This window comes from Acidovorax sp. Leaf73, assembly GCF_916855635.1.
Classification (GTDB): domain Bacteria; phylum Pseudomonadota; class Gammaproteobacteria; order Burkholderiales; family Burkholderiaceae_C; genus Acidovorax; species Acidovorax facilis.
In genome coordinates, this window is sequence record NZ_CAKASI010000005.1 from 363,358 (window position 1) to 381,024 (window position 17,667).

Annotated in this window: 14 protein-coding genes; 1 reads left to right on the plus strand and 13 read right to left on the minus strand. The window is 65.7% G+C overall.

Annotated elements, in window-relative coordinates; genetic code table 11:
* Nucleotides 1-78: 78 nt before the first annotated feature.
* A complete protein-coding gene (locus LPA35_RS18425) occupies nucleotides 79-3,723 on the plus strand; it encodes a hydantoinase B/oxoprolinase family protein (RefSeq protein ID WP_228898015.1) in 3,645 nt (1,214 codons plus the stop codon).
* 57 nt (nucleotides 3,724-3,780) lie between these two features.
* Here LPA35_RS18425 and mnhG read toward each other — a convergent pair whose 3' ends face one another.
* The 13 genes from mnhG to LPA35_RS18490 form a co-directional block, all read right to left on the minus strand.
* Nucleotides 3,781-4,182: a monovalent cation/H(+) antiporter subunit G gene (mnhG, locus tag LPA35_RS18430; protein ID WP_228898018.1), complete on the minus strand. Its 402-nt coding sequence runs from the start codon at nucleotides 4,180-4,182 to the stop codon at nucleotides 3,781-3,783.
* Nucleotides 4,179-4,457, minus strand: coding sequence for a K+/H+ antiporter subunit F (locus tag LPA35_RS18435; protein ID WP_055402533.1), 279 nt, complete (start codon nucleotides 4,455-4,457; stop codon nucleotides 4,179-4,181). The genes mnhG and LPA35_RS18435 overlap by 4 nt, the downstream gene beginning before the upstream one ends.
* Entirely contained in the window at nucleotides 4,454-4,984 is a 531-nt protein-coding gene (locus tag LPA35_RS18440; RefSeq protein WP_228898020.1) for a Na+/H+ antiporter subunit E, read from the minus strand. Before LPA35_RS18440 ends, LPA35_RS18435 begins: the two co-directional genes overlap by 4 nt.
* Entirely contained in the window at nucleotides 4,981-6,708 is a 1,728-nt protein-coding gene (locus LPA35_RS18445) for a monovalent cation/H+ antiporter subunit D (protein ID WP_228898021.1), read from the minus strand. Before LPA35_RS18445 ends, LPA35_RS18440 begins: the two co-directional genes overlap by 4 nt.
* Nucleotides 6,705-7,070, minus strand: coding sequence for a Na+/H+ antiporter subunit C (locus LPA35_RS18450; RefSeq protein ID WP_063460563.1), 366 nt, complete (start codon nucleotides 7,068-7,070; stop codon nucleotides 6,705-6,707). The genes LPA35_RS18445 and LPA35_RS18450 overlap by 4 nt, the downstream gene beginning before the upstream one ends.
* A complete protein-coding gene (locus LPA35_RS18455) occupies nucleotides 7,061-10,027 on the minus strand; it encodes a monovalent cation/H+ antiporter subunit A (RefSeq protein WP_228898023.1) in 2,967 nt (988 codons plus the stop codon). The genes LPA35_RS18450 and LPA35_RS18455 overlap by 10 nt, the downstream gene beginning before the upstream one ends.
* A gap of 115 nt (nucleotides 10,028-10,142) precedes the next feature.
* Complete coding sequence (locus tag LPA35_RS18460; protein ID WP_228898025.1) at nucleotides 10,143-10,607, minus strand: helix-hairpin-helix domain-containing protein; 465 nt, start codon at nucleotides 10,605-10,607, stop codon at nucleotides 10,143-10,145.
* Between the two features lie 40 nt (nucleotides 10,608-10,647).
* Nucleotides 10,648-11,805, minus strand: coding sequence for a lipopolysaccharide assembly protein LapB (gene lapB / locus LPA35_RS18465; RefSeq protein ID WP_228898026.1), 1,158 nt, complete (start codon nucleotides 11,803-11,805; stop codon nucleotides 10,648-10,650).
* On the minus strand, nucleotides 11,795-12,124 hold the full coding sequence (locus tag LPA35_RS18470; RefSeq protein WP_228898027.1) for a lipopolysaccharide assembly LapA domain-containing protein: 330 nt from the start codon (nucleotides 12,122-12,124) through the stop codon (nucleotides 11,795-11,797). The genes lapB and LPA35_RS18470 overlap by 11 nt, the downstream gene beginning before the upstream one ends.
* Before the next feature lie 121 nt (nucleotides 12,125-12,245).
* Nucleotides 12,246-12,596: an integration host factor subunit beta gene (locus tag LPA35_RS18475; protein WP_228898028.1), complete on the minus strand. Its 351-nt coding sequence runs from the start codon at nucleotides 12,594-12,596 to the stop codon at nucleotides 12,246-12,248.
* A gap of 122 nt (nucleotides 12,597-12,718) precedes the next feature.
* A complete protein-coding gene (rpsA, locus tag LPA35_RS18480; RefSeq protein WP_304439398.1) occupies nucleotides 12,719-14,419 on the minus strand; it encodes a 30S ribosomal protein S1 in 1,701 nt (566 codons plus the stop codon).
* Nucleotides 14,420-14,610: 191 nt separating this feature from the next.
* Nucleotides 14,611-16,653 (minus strand): bifunctional 3-phosphoshikimate 1-carboxyvinyltransferase/cytidylate kinase, encoded by a 2,043-nt coding sequence (locus LPA35_RS18485; RefSeq protein WP_228898029.1) that lies wholly within the window; start codon nucleotides 16,651-16,653, stop codon nucleotides 14,611-14,613.
* A 135-nt stretch (nucleotides 16,654-16,788) separates the two neighbouring features.
* Nucleotides 16,789-17,661, minus strand: a complete 873-nt coding sequence (locus LPA35_RS18490; protein ID WP_055402512.1) for a prephenate dehydrogenase — start codon at nucleotides 17,659-17,661, stop codon at nucleotides 16,789-16,791.
* Nucleotides 17,662-17,667: the final 6 nt, after the last annotated feature.

A 17,667-nucleotide genomic window follows, 5' to 3' on the forward strand; every position in this document is an offset into this window, starting at 1 on the left:
GGCCCGGAAATCTGAATAAAAAACGGCTCTTGCGCTCGACTGTAAAGCGCTGATAGCTATCAAATGAGTAGCATTTATATGTCCAACCAACCCTCTCCCATGTCCCGCTGGCAGTTCTGGATCGACCGGGGCGGCACCTTCACCGACGTGGTGGGCAAGCGCCCGGACGGTACGCTCGTCACGCACAAGCTGCTGTCCGAGAACCCCGAGCAGTACAAGGATGCCGCCGTGGCGGGCATCCGCCACTTGCTCGGTTTGAAGCCCGGCGAACCTGTGACGCCCGAGCTGGTGGAATGCGTGAAGATGGGCACCACCGTGGCCACCAACGCGCTCTTGGAGCGCAAGGGCGAGCCCACGCTGCTCATCACCACCAAGGGCTTCAAGGACGCGCTGCGCATTGCGTACCAGAACCGCCCGCGTCTGTTCGACCGCCACATCGTGCTGCCGGAGCTGTTGTACGAGCGCGTGATCGAGGCGCAGGAGCGTGTGGGTGCGCGGGGCGAGGTGATCGAGCCGCTGGACGAAGCCCACCTGAAAGAACGCCTGTGGGCGGCCTACGACGCAGGCCTGCGCAGCGCGGCCATCGTGTTCATGCACGGCTACCGCTACACCGCACACGAAGAAGCCGCCGCCCGCATTGCGCGCGAAGCGGGCTTCACGCAGGTGAGTGCATCGCACGCCACCAGCCCCATGATGAAGCTGGTGAGCCGGGGCGACACCACGGTGGTGGATGCGTACCTGTCGCCCATCCTGCGCCGCTATGTGGACCAGGTGGCCAGCGAAATGCCAGGCGTGAAGCTGTTCTTCATGCAGTCGTCGGGCGGCCTGACGGATGCGCAGGTGTTCCAGGGTAAGGACGCGATCCTGTCGGGCCCCGCAGGCGGCATCGTCGGCATGGCCCGCACCGCCGGTTTGGCAGGCTACGACAAGGTCATCGGCTTTGACATGGGGGGCACCAGCACCGACGTGAGCCACTACGCGGGCGAGTTCGAGCGCGAGTTCGAGACGCAGGTGGCGGGCGTGCGCATGCGGGCGCCCATGATGAGCATCCACACCGTGGCGGCCGGTGGCGGTTCCATCCTCGGTTTTGATGGCGCACGTTTCCGCGTCGGCCCCGAAAGCGCGGGTGCCAACCCTGGCCCGGCCAGCTACCGCCGCGGCGGCCCGCTGGCCGTGACGGATGCGAACGTGATGGTGGGCAAGATCCAGCCCGCGCACTTTCCCAAGGTGTTTGGCCATGCGGCCAATGAGGCACTCGATGGCGATGCCGTGGCGCAGAAGTTTGGCGACCTCGCCACGCAGACTGGCCGCAGCGCGGAGGATGTGGCCCACGGCTTTATCCAGATCGCTGTGCAGCAAATGGCCAATGCGATCAAGAAGATCAGCGTAGCGCGCGGGTATGACGTGACGCGCTACACGCTGCAATGCTTTGGCGGCGCGGGCGGCCAGCATGCGTGTTTGGTGGCCGATGCTTTGGGCATGACGCGCGTGTTTGTGCACCCGTTGGCGGGGGTGCTCAGCGCGTATGGCATGGGCCTCGCCGACCAGAATGTGATCCGCGAACAGGCGGTGGAAACCAAGCTTGCGCCCGAAGCGCTCGCAGGCATCGAAGCCACGCTGGACCAACTCGCCACCACCGCGCGCACCGAGCTGGAGCGCCAGCAGGTGGGTGTTGGCACAGCCGTGGTGCACCGCCGCGTGCATGTGCGCTACGAGGGCAGCGACTCGGCGCTCATCGTGCCGTTTGGCTCGCTGGCCGAAATCACCGCCGCGTTCGAGAACGCCTACCGCCAGCGTTTTGCGTTCCTCATGCAGGGCAAGGGCCTGGTGGTGGAGGCCGTTTCCGTCGAGGCCGTGGTGCCCGGCGATGCGCCCGTGGAGCCGCGCCACACGCTGCAACCTGCGCGCGAGGTGCCGCGCCGCAGCACTGTGCGCATGTACACCGGCGGCATCGATGGCGTTGCGGCATGGCACGACGCCGCGCTGGTGGTGCGCGAGGATCTGCGCCCCGGCGATGTGATTCCCGGCCCGGCCATCATTGCCGAGAAGAACGCCACCACCATCGTAGAGCCCGGCTGGGAGGCCGAGCTGACTGACCTGGACCACCTGCTGCTCAACCGCCGCGTGGCCCGTGCCGTGCAACACGCCGTGGGCACCACGGTGGATCCGGTGCTGCTGGAGGTGTTCAACAACCTGTTCATGAACATCGCCGAGCAGATGGGCCTGCAGCTGCAGAACACGGCGTACTCGGTGAACATCAAGGAGCGGCTGGACTTCAGCTGTGCGCTGTTTGACACCGCAGGCAACCTCATCGCCAACGCGCCGCACATGCCCGTGCACCTGGGCTCGATGGGCGAGAGCATCAAGACCGTGATCCGGGAGAACGCGGGCAAGATGCAGCCCGGCGATGTGTTCGTGCTCAACGACCCGTACCACGGCGGCACGCACCTGCCGGACATCACGGTCATCACGCCGGTCTACATTGCCGATGAAGCGACACCCACGTTCTATGTGGGCAGCCGGGGCCACCATGCCGACGTGGGCGGCACCACGCCGGGTTCCATGCCACCGTTCTCGACGCGCATCGAGGAAGAGGGCGTCCAGATCAACAACGTGAAGCTGGTCGAGCGCGGCGTGCTGCGTGAGGCGGAGATGATCGCGCTGCTGGAAAGCGGCGAATATCCATCCCGCAACCCGCAACAGAACATGGCCGACCTGCGCGCGCAGATTGCAGCGAATGAGAAGGGCCAGCAGGAGCTGCGCCGCATGGTGGCCGAGTTTGGCCTCGATGTCGTGTTGGCCTACATGCGCCATGTGCAGGACAACGCCGAAGAGTCCGTGCGCCGCGTCATCACGCGCCTGAAGGACGGCGCGTTCACGCTGCCGCTGGACAACGGCGCGCAGATCAGCGTGGCCGTGAAGGTGGATGCACAAAGCCGCAGTGCCACCATCGATTTCACCGGCACCAGCGCGCAGCAGACGAACAACTTCAACGCGCCCACGGCGGTGTGCATGGCGGCGGTGCTGTATGTGTTCCGCACGCTGGTGGATGACGACATTCCGCTCAACGCCGGGTGCCTCAAGCCGCTCAACGTGATCATTCCGCCCGGCAGCATGCTCAACCCCAACCCACCAGCCTCGGTGGTGGCGGGCAATGTGGAGACTTCCACCTGCATCACCAATGCGCTGTATGGCGCACTGGGCCTGATGGCGGCGGGGCAGTGCACCATGAACAACTTCACCTTTGGCAGCACGCGCTACCAGTACTACGAGACCATCTCGGGGGGCAGCGGCGCGGGCGGCGTGTGGGATTCCAACGGGCAGCTCACCGGTGGCTTTGCAGGCACCAGCGTCGTGCAATGCCACATGACCAATTCGCGCCTGACGGACCCCGAGGTGCTGGAGTTCCGCTTTCCGGTGCGGCTGGAGGGCTATGAGATCCGCAAGGGATCGGGCGGTGCCGGGCAGTGGAAAGGTGGCGACGGCGGCGTGCGCCGTGTGCGCTTCCTGGAGCCGATGACGGCCAGCATCCTGTCGAACGGCCGCCACCATGGCGCGTTTGGCATGGCGGGTGGTCAGCCGGGGGCCGTGGGCATCAACAAGGTGGTGCGCAGCGATGGCCGGGTGGAACTGCTCGACCACATTGGCCAGGCCGAGATGCAGTCGGGCGATGTGTTCGAAATCCACACACCGGGCGGCGGCGGATTCGGGTCTTCAGGTTAAAAATGGTGCTAAAAATGGCTGCTTGCGCGCGTCCATCAAGCGCAAGCAGCTACCAAATCAGGAGTCTTTGGCATCTGCAGGCGCTGCAGATGCCTTGGGCTGGCTCAGGCTGGGAGGCACATCCAGCCCCATCTGCCGCGCGCGGAACAGCGCCGCGCGCATCAAGAAGATGGACATGATCGGCACCGTGATCGCCACAAACACGGCGATCAGCAGCGCATGCAGCGCCAGGCTGCGGTCGGCCACCGAGAAGTACAGCACCGTGCCATGCATGATCAGCCAGCAGCCCAGCGTGGCGATGATGGCGGGGGCGTGCACACGCTCGAAGAACGTGGGCAGGCGCAGCAGGCCGGTGGAGCCCAGCAGGGCCAGCCCGGCGCCCGCCAGCACCAGCAAGGCCACGATGATTTCAAGCCAGAGCGGCAGCACGGCGGCGGCAGTGGTAGCGGCTTCGGTCATTCGATCACCTCGCCACGCAGCAGAAACTTGGCCATGGCCATGCTGCCCACAAAGCTGAACAGCGCCAGCAGCAGCGCGGCCTCGAAGTAGTTCTTGCTGCCATACAGCAGGCCCAGCACCAGCATCACCAGCATGCCGCTCAGGTACATGCAGTCGAGCGCCAGCACCCGGTCTTGTGCGGAGGGGCCCTTGAGCAGGCGGATCAGCGCGCAGCCCATGGCCAGGGCCAGCATGAACAGGGCGATGGGGAGGGCCCAATCCAGTATCGGGGTCATTCAAAAATCTCCATCAAAGGGGCCTCGTAGCGCCGCTTCACGTCGGCGATCACGGTGGTCGCGTCGTCCAGTTCCAGCACATGCAGCAGCAGCACGCTGCGGTCCAGCGACAGCTCGGCCCAGGCCGTGCCAGGGGTGATGCAGACGATCATCGCCAGCACGGCCAGCGCGTTGGGGTCGCGCACATCCAGAGGGATGTGCACAAACCCGGCAGGGTGGCGCCTGCGGCCGGGCGCCAGCAGCAGGCGGGCCACGGCCAGGTTAGAGCGGGTGGTGTCGGCCACCACCGTGAAGGCCAGGCGCAGCACGGCGCCCGGTTTGCGCACGCGCACCGGCAGCGGGCGCAGTCCGGCCGTGAGCAGCGGAATCGCCAGCGCTAGCACGGTGCCCAGCACAAAATGCCCGGCACTCAGGCTGCGGTTGAGCAGCAGCCACAGGCCCAGCAGCGCCAGCGACAGCAGGGGCGCGGGCACCAGCCGCTTGAAGGGCCGGGGCGATGTGGATGTGGGAAGGGGCTCTGGCTTCATGGCAGGTTGCCCCCCGGTGTGGTGGCAGGCTGGGGCGGGTTGGGCACGGGCTCAGCGGTCATCACCGCGCGCATGTAGCCAGCGGGCGCGTGCAATGCGTCGGCCGTTGCTTGGGTGTAGCGCATCACGGCGCCGGCCTGCCAGGCCAGCGCCGCGCAGGCACCCAGCAGCAGGGCAATCGGCAAGCCTTCCAGTACCAGCAGCTTGGGGGCCGACCGATCATGTGCGGCCCAGAAATGGCGGATGCCTGCACGGGTCAAGGCCACCAGCGCCAGCAGGCCCGAGGCCACCAGCAGGGCCACCAGCGTCCAGCCCGCCGCGCCCAGCTGGAACCCGCTGGATGCGCCCAGCCCCAGCGGGTTGAGCAGCGCATGCACCATGGCGAACTTGCCCACAAACCCTGGCAGCGGTGGCAGGCCTGCAATGACCAGCGTGCAGGCGATAAAGGCCAGGCCCAGGAAGGCAGCGGCCGCAGGGATCACCTCGCCGATGAGCGCCTCCTCCTTGTCGTCGAGGTTCATGCCTTCGGTGGGCACCAGATCGGCCGACAGGAACGGCGCGTCGTCGGTCTGCTCGTAGGGTGCGAGGTTGGAGCCGTCGTTGCGCCAGCGGTCGATCAGGTCGGTCAGCAGGAAGAGGGCGCTCACCGCCAGCGTGGAGCTGAGCAGGTAGTACAGCAGTCCGCCTGTGAGCAGGTTCTGGCCGAAGCCCACGGCCGCCAGCAGCGTGCCCGACGACAGGACGGCGCTGAAGCCTGCCAGGTGCCCCAGGCGCTGCGAGCCCAGCATGCCGATGGCGCCAAAGGCCATGGTGAGCAGGCCGCCGCCAATCAGCCACTGGCTGCCAAACTGGGCCGATTCACCGGCCTCGGGGCCAAACAACAGCGTCCACAGCCGCAGCACGCTGTACACGCCCACCTTGGTCATCAGCGCAAACAGTGCGCCCACGGGCGCCGTGGCCGCGCTGTAGGCGGGTACCAGCCAGAAGTTGAGCGGCCACACAGCGGCCTTGATGAGAAAAGCCACCGCCAGGATGGCCGCCGCTGCATGCAGCAGGCCCCGGTCTGCGGGCGCGATGCCTGCAATGCTCTGCGCCAGGTCGGCCATGTTGAGCGTGCCGGTGATGCCATACAGCATCGACACGCCAATCAGGAACAGCGAGGAGGCTGCGAGGTTGATGGCAATGTAGTGCAGCCCGGCAGACACGCGTGGGCGCCCCGAGCCATGCAGCAGCAGCCCGTAGGAGGCGGCCAGCATGATCTCGAAGAAAACGAACAGGTTGAACAGGTCGGCGGTGAGGAAGGCACCGGCCAGCCCCATGAGCTGGAACTGGAACAGCGGGTGGAAGTGCACGCCCGCGCGGTGCCAGCGCGCCGCAGAGAACAGCACGGTGGCCAGCGCCACGGTGCTTGCCAGCACCAGCATCATCGCGGAGAGCCGGTCGATGGCCAGCACAATGCCAAAGGGCGCGGGCCAGTTGCCGGGCAGGTACACGCCCAGGCCGCCGGGCAGGTTCGGGTCCTTGGCCTGCGCCAGCAGCAGCACGGCCACCACCAGGCCCAGAAAGGTCGAGGTGATGTTGAGCGTGACCTTGGCGCGCTGGCGCTCTTCGCGCAGCAGCAGCATGAGCCCCGCCGTGAGCAGGGGCAGCGCAATGGGCGCGAGGATCAGGTGCGGCATCAACCACGCGGTGATCGATGCGGTGATGCTGGTGCCTCCCGTCATGGCATTTCCTGCACGTCTTTACCCTTGGTGCCGTCCACATGGTCGGTGCCCGCCATGCCACGCGATGCCAGCAGCACCACCAGGAACAGCGCCGTCATGGCAAAGCCGATCACGATGGCCGTGAGTGTGAGCGCCTGGGGCATGGGGTCGGCATAGTGGGCCAGGTCCTGCGGCAGGCCGGGCTGCAGTACGGGCTCTTTGTCAATCGCCAGGCCCAGGCGGCCCATGCTGAAGATGAAGAGGTTGACGGCGTACGACAGCAGCGACAGGCCCATGATGACCTGGAAGGTGCGTGGGCGCAGCAGCAGCCACACACCCGAGCCGGTGAGCACGCCAATGGCCAGGGCCAGTATCAGTTCCATGCAGTTTCTCCCCGGGTGGTGGGCACCGTGGCGGCAGCGGCCTGTTCTGCCGCCTCGTCGTCGGCGCGCGCATTGTTGTAGCGGTGGCTTCGCACCGACTGGTGGGCAATGCCGGTGAGGATGAGCATGGTGGAGCCCACCACCAGGGTGAACACGCCGATGTCGAAGAACAGCGCGCTGGCTACATGGATCTCGCCCACCACCGGCAGGTGCCAATGGGCCGTGTGGCTGGTCAGGAACGGATAGCCCCAGGCCAGTGCGCCCAGCCCGGTGGCCAGCGCGGCTAGAAGGCCCACGCCGATCCAGCGGCGTGGGTACAGGGGCAGATGCGCCTCGACCCATGACGTGCCCGAGACGATGTACTGCAGCAGCAGCGCCACCGAGAACACCAGCCCCGCCACAAAGCCGCCACCGGGCTCGTTGTGGCCGCGCATGAAGAGGTAGACCGCGACAAGCGTGGCAAAGGGCAGCATCAGCCGCACCAGCACCGCAGGCACCATGAGGTAGCCGACGGCGGTGTCGGCGGTCTGGCGCGGGTTGGTCAGGTCGGTGTCCACATCGGCGGGCAGGGCGCGCTGCTGGGGTGGCAGGTCCATCACTTCGCGCGCGGGGCGGAAGCGCCGCAGCAGCGCATACACCGTGAGCGCCACGATGCCCAGCACCACGATCTCGCCAAAGGTGTCAAAGCCCCGGAAGTCCACCAGCATGACATTGACCACGTTGGTGCCGCCGCCTTCGGTGAGTGCGCGCTCCAGGAAGAAGGTGGAGGTGCTGTCGGGGAAAGGGCGGCTCATCATCGCGAACGACAGCAGTGCCATGCCTGCGCCCGCGCTCAACGCCAGTGCCAGGTCCCGGTAGCGGCGCAGCTGGGTCCGGCGCTCTTCGGCCAGGGTGGGCACACGCAGGCTTTCGTCGCGGCGGGGTAGCCAGCGCAGGCCCAGCAGGATGAGGATGGTGGTCACGATTTCCACCACGATCTGCGTGAGCGCGAGGTCGGGGGCCGAGAACCAGAGGAAGGTCAGGCACACGCACAGGCCCGCACCGCCCAGCAGCGTGAGGGCGGCCAGCCGGTGGTACTTGGCCTGCCAGGCCGCCGCCACGGCACACACGGCGCCCAGCAGCCACAAAAGGGCGAAGGCGGGCGACAGGGGCAGCTGCACCCGGTCGCCAATCGGCAGGCCGCGTGCCCACAGGGGCAGGGTACCCGCCACCAGGGCCGCTGTGGCCAGCCACAGCATCTGCCACTGCAGGCGGCTGGTGCCCAGCAGGCGGCGGCCGTTGCGGCCCGCCAGCGTGAGCGCAGCCAGCAGGTGCTCGAACATGCGCTGGCCGCTCAGGTGGTGCATGAGGGGCGGTGCATCCAGCGTGCCGCGCGCGCGCTGGCGCCGCAGCAGGGCATACAGCGCAATGCCACCGCCCAATGCCACCAGGCTCATTACAAACGGGGTATTAAAGCCATGCCACACCGCCAGGCTGTACGTGGGCAGCTCGCCCCCCACCACGGGCCGTGCGGCGGCGGCCAGGTAGGCACCCACCGACCAGGCGGGCAGCGTGCCCACCACCAGGCAGGCCAGCACCAGCAGTTCGACAGGAACGCGCATCCAGTGCGGCGGCTCATGGGGCGGGCGCGGCAGGTCGGTAGCGGGTGGGCCAAAGAACACATCCACCGTGAAGCGCAGCGAATACGCCACGCTGAACATGCCGGCCACGGTGGCCGCCACCGGCAGCAGCCATTCGAGCAATGGCGTGGTGTTCACGTACACCGTCTCGGCAAAGAACATTTCCTTGGACAGGAAGCCGTTGAGCAGCGGCACGCCCGCCATGGCCGCGCTGGCCACCATGGCCAGGGTGGCGGTGATGGGCATCATCCTGCGCAGGCCTGACAGGCGCCGGATGTCCCGCGTGCCGCTTTCATGGTCCACGATGCCCACGGCCATGAACAGCGAGGCCTTGAAGGTGGCGTGGTTCATGATGTGGAACACGGCGGCCACGGCCGCCAGCGGGCTGTTGAGGCCCAGCAGCAGGGTGATGAGGCCCAGGTGCGAAATGGTGGAGTAGGCCAGCAGGCCCTTGAGGTCGTTCTGGAACATGGCCGCGTAACCGCCCACCAGCAGCGTGACCAGGCCCGCACCGCCCACCAGCCAGAACCACTCTTCCGTGCCCGACAGTGCGGGCCACAGCCGGGCCATCAGGAACACACCGGCCTTCACCATGGTGGCCGAGTGCAGGTAGGCCGACACGGGCGTGGGCGCAGCCATGGCGTGGGGCAGCCAGAAGTGGAACGGGAACTGTGCGCTTTTGGTGAGCGCGCCCAGCAGGATCAGCACCAGTGCGGTGAGGTACAGCGGGTGCGCCTTGATCAACGCGCCTGCGGCCAGCACGTGATCGAGGTCGTAGCTGCCCACGATGTGGCCCAGCACCAGCATGCCCGCCAGCATGGCCAGCCCGCCTGTGCCCGTCACCGTGAGCGCCATGCGTGCGCCGCGCCGCGCATCCTTGCGGTGGTGCCAGTAGCCGATCAGCAGGAACGAGAACAGGCTGGTCAGCTCCCAGAAGAATGCAATCTGGACGATGTTGCCCGACAGCACCACACCCGCCATCGCCCCCATGAACGCCAGAAAAAACGAAAAGAAGCGCGGCACCGGGTCGGCGGGCGACATGTAGTAGCGCGCATACAGCACCACCAGGCTGCCCACGCCCAGCACCAGCATGCAGAACATCCAGGCAAAGCCATCCATGCGGATGACGAGGTTCAGGCCCAAGGCGGGCAGCCAGGCCAGCTCTTGCCGGAGCACGCCGCCGTCTGCAATCTGCGGGAAGTAGAGCGCCGCCTGCACGGTGCAGAACAAGGCAATGAGCCCGGCGAGCGTGGACTCGGTGTTGCGGGCATTGGCGGGCAACACTGCCGCCAGCAGGCTGCCGATGAAGGGGAGGAGGATAAGGGTGATCAGGGGCATGCGCGAACAATTTTAGGGGCAGCCCCTAAAAACCCTGACCAGCCCTTGCTGCCGAGCTTGTGGTGGGTGCAAAAAAAAAGCCCGCTGGAGCGGGCTTGCTGCTTGTGAAGTCTGCTTAGTTTTTGCTAGCGCTGGCTGCTGGGGTAGCGGCAGGGGCGGGGGCTGCAGGTGCCGCTGTTGGTGGTGTGGCTGGTGCTGCGGCGGTCTTGTCTGCGCTGCTGCGGGCCTTGCGTTCGGTGCCCTGGTGGCTGGCGGTTTTTTCTTTCTCTTTCTGTTTGCTCTTGGCTTCCGCCTTGGCGGCGGCCGCTGCGCTGTACTTCTTGCCGTTGACGGTCAGGCCCTCCTTGGAGAAGTTCACGGCGCTTTTGTTGCCCACGCCACCCACGCGGCCAATGAAGTCGGCCCAGTCCTTGAAGGGGGCGCTCTTGCGCTCTTCCAGGATGCGGCCCGACAGGCCGGGCCCGATGCCCTTGATGCCGTCGAGTTCGGCTTCGGTGGCGGTGTTCACGTCCACGGCGGCGAAGGCGGCGGTGGTGGCCAGCAGCAAGGTGGCGATCAGGGTCAGCAGTGTCTTCAGCATGGTGGCGGGTGTCCTTGGCGTGGAGGGCTGGAATGGCGGGTCAGAGTTCTTCGACGCGGCGCGCGGGGTAGCTGTCCCAGGTCTGGCAGCCGGGGCATTGCCAGAAATGCTGGCGCGCCTCAAAGCCGCAGGCCGCGCAGCGGTAGCGTGTGAGGGGTTTCACGGCATGCTCCAGCGCCCGTTGGACCTGGGGGTGGAACTCCTCGTGCTCCAGCTTTTCGGTGGCCAGCCATTTGGCAGCGGCGACCAGCGAGCGCTCCTTGTCCAGGTGCTCCACATAACGCTGGCGGGCGGATGGGCGGGTGGTCTTGTCGGCGGCTTCCATGGCCACGATGCTTTCCAGCACGTCCAGCGAAGGCGCTTGCGCATAGTGCGCCTGCAAAAGGGCATGTACTTCCTGGGTGCGGCCGGTAGCGGTGGCAGCCTCGACCATCAGCGGGGCGGCCAGGGGCAGCGCTGCGGGGTTGCGCTCGCCCAGCGCCTTGAGCGTGGCCAGCACTGCCGCCGGTTGGCCCATGAGGCGCTGCAGGCGCGCCAGCTCAATGCGCGCGCGTGCGGCTTCAGGGGCGGCGGCCACGGCCTGTTCCAGCAAGGTCTGGGCACCGGGCAGGTCGCCCTGGGCACTCAGCGCCAGCGCCTGCTCGCACAGGTAGTGGGCCTGGCGGGTGCTGAAGTCGCCCTGGTCCGCGTCGTGCATCTTTCGAGCGATGTTGGCTGCGTGGGGCCAGTCGCGTGAGCGTTCATAAATGGCCAGCAGCGCCAGGCGGGCCTGGGCCTCGAAGGGGGTGCCTTCCAGGCGGTGCAAGGCTTCTTCCGCGCGGTCGAGCAGGCCGGCCTTGAGGAAGTCGAGCGCCAGCGCGTGCTGGGCACGTTCGCGGTCGGTGCGGGAGAGGTCGCCGCGCGAGAGCAGGTGCTCGTGCACGCGCACGGCGCGGTCGTATTCGCCCCGGCGGCGGAACAGATTGCCGAGGGCAAAGTGCAGTTCAGACGTATCGGGATCGTTCTGCACGGCCTCGATGAAGGCGTCGATGGCCTGGTCCTGCTGCTCGTTGAGCAGGAAGTTCAGGCCCTTGAAGTAGGCCTTGGGCGCGCGGCGGTTTTCTGCACGCAGTTGGCGCAGGTCAAAACGCGAAGCCAGCCAGCCCAGCACAAAGGCCACGGGCAGACCCAGCAGGATCCAGGTCAGGTCAAATTCCATGGGCTGAAGGCAGGTCGGGCGGTGGTGGCGGGGCGGGGGGCATGGAGCCTGCTGCTGCGGAGGATGCCACGGGCGCAGGCGCTGCCACCGCTGCATGGGCGCGTCGCGCTGCGGTGCGGTGCCTCCACCAGCGCGGCACCATGCCCAGCACTCCCACGGCCAGGCCCGCTGAAAATGCGGTCAACACCACCAGCACCAACGGCGCGCGCCATTGCGTGCCAAAGAAGAAGTGCACGGTGGCGTCCTGCTGGTTGTTCAGCGCGAAGGCAAACAGCGTAAAAAAAATGGCTGCCTTGAGCAGCCACAGGAGGTATTTCATCGGTCTCCCCAGTGGTGGGGCGATTCTAAGAGCTTGTGCCTGCTGGGCCGCATGGCCCTTGCAGGATAAGAATTCAAGTCAAATAGGCCTCTAGCGCTTATCTGTAAAGCGCGAGCAGCTATTATTTTTGAACGGTTGTGCTGCTGGCGGCACCCGAGTTTTCTTCCATCTCGGCGGTGCGCTTGTCCACGGCTTCACGCAGGGCCTTGCCAGGCTTGAAATGGGGCACCCGTTTTTCAGGGATGGCCACGGCCTCGCCGCTGCGCGGATTGCGTCCCATGCGGGGTGGGCGGTGGTTTACCGAGAAGCTGCCAAAGCCCCGGATCTCGATGCGGTGCCCACGCACCAGGGCCTCGCCCACGGCGTCCAGGATGGTCTTGACGGCGTATTCGGCATCGCGATGGGTGAGCTGACCAAAGCGCGCGGCCAGTTCTTCAACGAGGTCTGAGCGGGTCATGGAATCTTGGGGCATGGGCAGGCTGCGGGTGGGCAGGTCTTTGCTGAAAAAAGAGCGGGCGCCGAGGCGCCCGCTGTCTGACCGTACAAGGAGCTTACCGCGCAATGTGCGCTGAGGCTCCTCAACGGGTCAGCGCTTTACTTTTCCGAGTTGTCCAGCTTGGCGCGCAGCAGGGCGCCCAGGCTGGTCGTGCCGGCGCTTTCGCGGCTCGATTGCTGGCTCAGGTTGGCCATGGCGCCTTGTTCATCAGCCATGTCCTTTTGCTTGATCGACAGCTGGATGTTGCGGGTCTTGCGATCCACATTGACCACCACGGCCGTGACTTCGTCACCTTCCTTGAGCACGTTGCGGGCATCTTCCACGCGGTCGCGGGAGATTTCCGAAGCGCGCAGGTAACCCACGATGTCTTCGCCGAGGTCGATTTCAGCGCCACGGGCGTCCACGGTCTTGACTTTGCCGGTCACCGTCTGGCCCTTGTCGTTCACCGTCACGAAGGTCGTGAATGGGTCGCCGTCGAGCTGCTTGATGCCCAGCGAGATGCGTTCGCGGTCCACGTCCACGGCCAGCACGATGGCTTCCACTTCCTGGCCCTTCTTGTAGTTACGAACTGCGGCTTCGCCAGCTTCGTTCCACGACAGGTCAGACAGGTGAACCAGGCCGTCGATGCCGGCAGCCAGGCCCACGAACACGCCGAAGTCGGTGATCGACTTGATAGGACCCTTCACGCGGTCGCCGCGCTTCGTGTCCTGTGCGAATTCTTGCCACGGGTTGGCCTTGCACTGCTTCATGCCCAGGCTGATACGGCGCTTGTCTTCGTCGATTTCGAGGACCATGACTTCGACTTCGTCGCCCAGCGAAACCAGCTTGGCGGGAGCGATGTTCTTGTTGGTCCAGTCCATTTCAGACACGTGCACCAGGCCTTCGATGCCGGGTTCGAGTTCGACGAACGCGCCGTAGTCGGCAATGTTCGTGATCTTGCCGAACAGGCGGGTGCCTTGGGGGTAGCGGCGGTTCACGCCCATCCATGGGTCGTCGCCCATTTGCTTCAGACCCAGGGACACGCGGTTCTTTTCGGTGTCGAACTTCAGGATCTTGGCCGTGATTTCCTGGCCAGCCGTCACCACTTCGGAGGGATGACGCACACGGCGCCATGCCATGTCGGTGATGTGCAGCAGGCCGTCGATGCCGCCCAGGTCCACGAACGCACCGTATTCGGTGATGTTCTTGACCACGCCTTGAACGATGGAGCCTTCCTTCAGGGTTTCCATCAGCTTGGCGCGCTCTTCGCCCATGGAGGCTTCCACCACAGCGCGGCGGCTCAGCACCACGTTGTTGCGCTTGCGGTCCAGCTTGATGACCTTGAATTCCATGGTCTTGTTTTCGTACGGCGTCAGATCCTTGATCGGACGGGTATCGATCAGCGAACCGGGCAGGAATGCGCGGATGCCGTTGACCAGAACGGTCAGACCGCCCTTGACCTTGCCGCTGGTCGTGCCAGTGACGAATTCGCCGGATTCGAGGGCCTTTTCCAGGCTCATCCACGAAGCCAGGCGCTTGGCCGTGTCGCGCGACAGGATGGTGTCGCCGTAGCCGTTTTCGATGGAGCCAATGGCCACCGACACGAAGTCACCCACTTGGACTTCGACTTCGCCCTTGTCGTTCTTGAACTCTTCCAGCGGTACGTAGGCTTCGGACTTGAGGCCAGCGTTCACGACCACGAAGTTGTGCTCAACGCGCACGACTTCAGCGGTGATGACTTCGCCTGGGCGCATTTCCGTGCGCTGCAAAGATTCTTCAAAAAGGGCGGCAAAAGATTCGGACATGTGTTTCCTTGCCACAAACAGGATTCCAGTAGCACCATTGCTACTGTTTTTATAGCTGCTTGCGGTGGTTTTTTGCGGTAGAACCGCGGGTTAGGTTATCGATCCACACAACCTGTGCGCTGGCGCGCGAGAGGAGTTGCGTGGGCCTGTGGCAAGGCCTTTCAGCATTGCCTGTGGAGCCCGTTCTAAAAAAGGCTCCACACGTTTCAACCCTGCGCAGACCCTGCGAAAGGTTGACGCTCTTGCCACCAGGCCAGCACCTTTTCAACGGCTTGTTCAATCGTCAAATCGGAGTTGTCCAGGACCAGAGCGTCCTGCGCGGGCTTGAGAGGTGCAACGCTGCGGGTGCTGTCCCGGGCGTCGCGCGCTTCCAGATCTGCGCGGAGGTCTGCGATACTAGCCGAAAAACCCTTTGAAATCAACTGTTTATAACGGCGCTCGGCGCGGCAGGCGGCGCTGGCCGTCAAATAGACCTTCAAAGGGGCGTCCGGGAAGATCACCGTGCCCATGTCCCGGCCGTCGGCCACCAGCCCCGGCAGACGCTGGAAGCTGTGTTGCAGATCCACGAGCGCCCCCCGCACGGCGGGCAGGGCAGAGACGCGGGATGCGTTCATGCCGGCCTCTTCGGTGCGGATGGCTTCCGTTACATCGTCGCTGCCCAGCCACACCCGGCCCCCTTCGAAACGCACGGGCAGCGTCTGCGCCAAGGCGGCAATGCGGGCCTCGTGCTCGGGGCTGATGGCCAGGCCAGCGCGCAGGGCGGCGAGGGCCGTGATGCGGTACATCGCCCCAGAGTCCAGGAACCGGTAGCCCAGGCGCTGCGCGACCGCAGCCGCCACGGTGCCCTTGCCCGAGGCGGTGGGGCCGTCGATGCAGATCACCGGGATGTGGCCAGTGGCAGTGCTTGCCACCGAGAACAGGGCTTCAAAGTAATCCGGGAAGGTCTTCGCCACGCATTTGGGGTCTTCAATGCGCACGGGCAGGCCCGCTGGGTTGAACGCCGCCAGCGAGAAGCACATCGCCACGCGGTGGTCGTCGTAGGTGTGAATGCTGGCCGCTTTCCAGTCTTGGGCTTGGGCAGGTGGCGTGACGCGGATGAAGTCCGCCCCTTCTTCCACCGTGGCGCCGAGCTTGCGCAGTTCGTTGGCCATGGCGGCGATGCGGTCGGTTTCCTTCACGCGCCAGCTGGCGATGTTGCGCAGCGTGGTGGTGCCCTCGGCATACAGCGCCATCACGGCCAGCGTCATGGCGGCATCGGGGATGTGGTTGCAGTCCAGGTCAATGGCCTTGAGCGGCCAGCCCTGGCCCGGTTCACCCCGCTGGATGTGCAGCCAGTTGGGGCCACCGGTGACCACGGCACCCATGGCGCGGGCGGCATCGACAAAGCGGATGTCGCCCTGGATCGAATCGAGGCCCACGCCTTGAATTTTGATGCCATTCTGGCCGTCAGCGCTTGATGTGATTGCGCCAAGCGCTATGAAATAGCTAGCAGATGATGCGTCGGCCTCGACGTGGATGGTGTCGGGCGACTGGTAGCGGCTGCCCGCCGCAATCGTGAACCGCTGCCAGTTCTGGTGCTCGACCACGATGCCGAAGCGCGCCAGAAGCTGGAGGGTGATGGCGATGTAGGGCTTGGAGATCAATTCCCCCACCACATCGATCACGATGTTCTGGGTGCCAGCCGCCAGTGGCAATGCCATGAGCAGAGCGGTCAGGAACTGGCTGGACACATCGCCGCGCACGCGGATTGGCTCTGCCAGTGCCAGCGCAGGGACGCCATTGGCGTGGGCGATGCGCAGCGGCGGGTAGCCGTCGTTCCCCAGGTAGTCGATCTGGCAACCCAGCTGGCGCAGTGCATCCACCAGGTCGCCAATAGGGCGCTCGTGCATGCGCGGGACGCCCGACAGCTCGAATTCACCGCCCAGCAAGGCCAGTGCGGCCGTCAGCGGGCGCATGGCAGTGCCAGCATTGCCCATGAAGAGCTTGGCCGGCGACTGCGGTGCGCGGCCGCCCAGGCCCGTGATGTGCACGGTGCTGCCCGCCTCGTCCACGGTGCAGCCAATCTGGCGCAGCCCGTCGAGCATGACGCGGGTGTCGTCGGACGCCAGCAGGTCGTGCACGGTGGTGGTGCCATTGCTCAGCGCCGCCAGCAGCAGCACCCGGTTGGAGATGCTCTTGGAGCCCGGCAGGTGGACTTCACCTGCAGCGGCTTGCAAGGGGGGCAGGTCAATAAATGCGGTGCTGTACATCGGTATCTTTCGTCCATTGGTCCAAGCGCCCGTCATTACTGGCGCAGGCCCATCCCAGTGCACCCGTGGAACTGGCTTTGCCAGGCCACTGGGTGCGTCCCCCTTGGGGGAAGGCGCCGCAGGCGACTCAGGGGGTTATTTTCTCTTCGCACCCATGCGCCAATGCGCCCGGGTCTCGCTGGCCAGCGTCAGCATGTCTTCCAGCGCCTGGGCATCGCCCTTTTGCATGGCCTGCTCGATGGTGTGCAGTGCCTGCTGGAACAGCTTGGACTGGGCGATCAGCTCGTCGCGGTTGGACAGCAGGATGTCGCGCCACACCTTGGGATCACTGGCCGCGATGCGCGTGAAGTCCCGGAACCCCGGGCCCGCCAGCGATAGGAAGTCGTCTCCGGTGTCCTGGCCCGTGATGCTGTTCATCATCGCAAAGGCGAGCACATGGGGCAGGTGACTGACAGCTGCAAACGCCGCATCGTGCGACTCGGGCGACATGCTGGTCACACGGCTGCCCAGGGCCGTCCAGATGTCCTGGGCTTTTTGCAGCTGCGCGGTGAAGGTGCGTTCGGTGGGCGTCAGGATCACCTGGCGCCCGCTGTAGAGGTCGGCCTCGGCGTGTTCCACGCCCGACACTTCGCGCCCGGTGATGGGATGTGCGGGCACAAACGAGCCCACCTGATCGCGCAAGGCGCGGCGTGCGGCCTGCACCACATCGGCCTTGGTCGAGCCCACGTCCATGATCAGCATCTGGGGGGTGACCAGGTGCTTGATGGCCTTGAGCGTGGCTTCGGTGGCGGCCACGGGCACGGCCACCAGCACAATGTCAGCGCCAGCAACGGCCAGCAAGGCGGACGGCGCCTCGACATCGATCACACCCAGCTGACGGGCGCGGTCGGTGGTGGAAGGTGATTTGCTGTAACCCACCACGCGTTTGACCAGGCCGGCCTTCTTCATGGCCAGGGCGAATGAGCCTCCCATGAGCCCGCAGCCGATCAGTCCCAGTTGTTCGAACATGGCGAC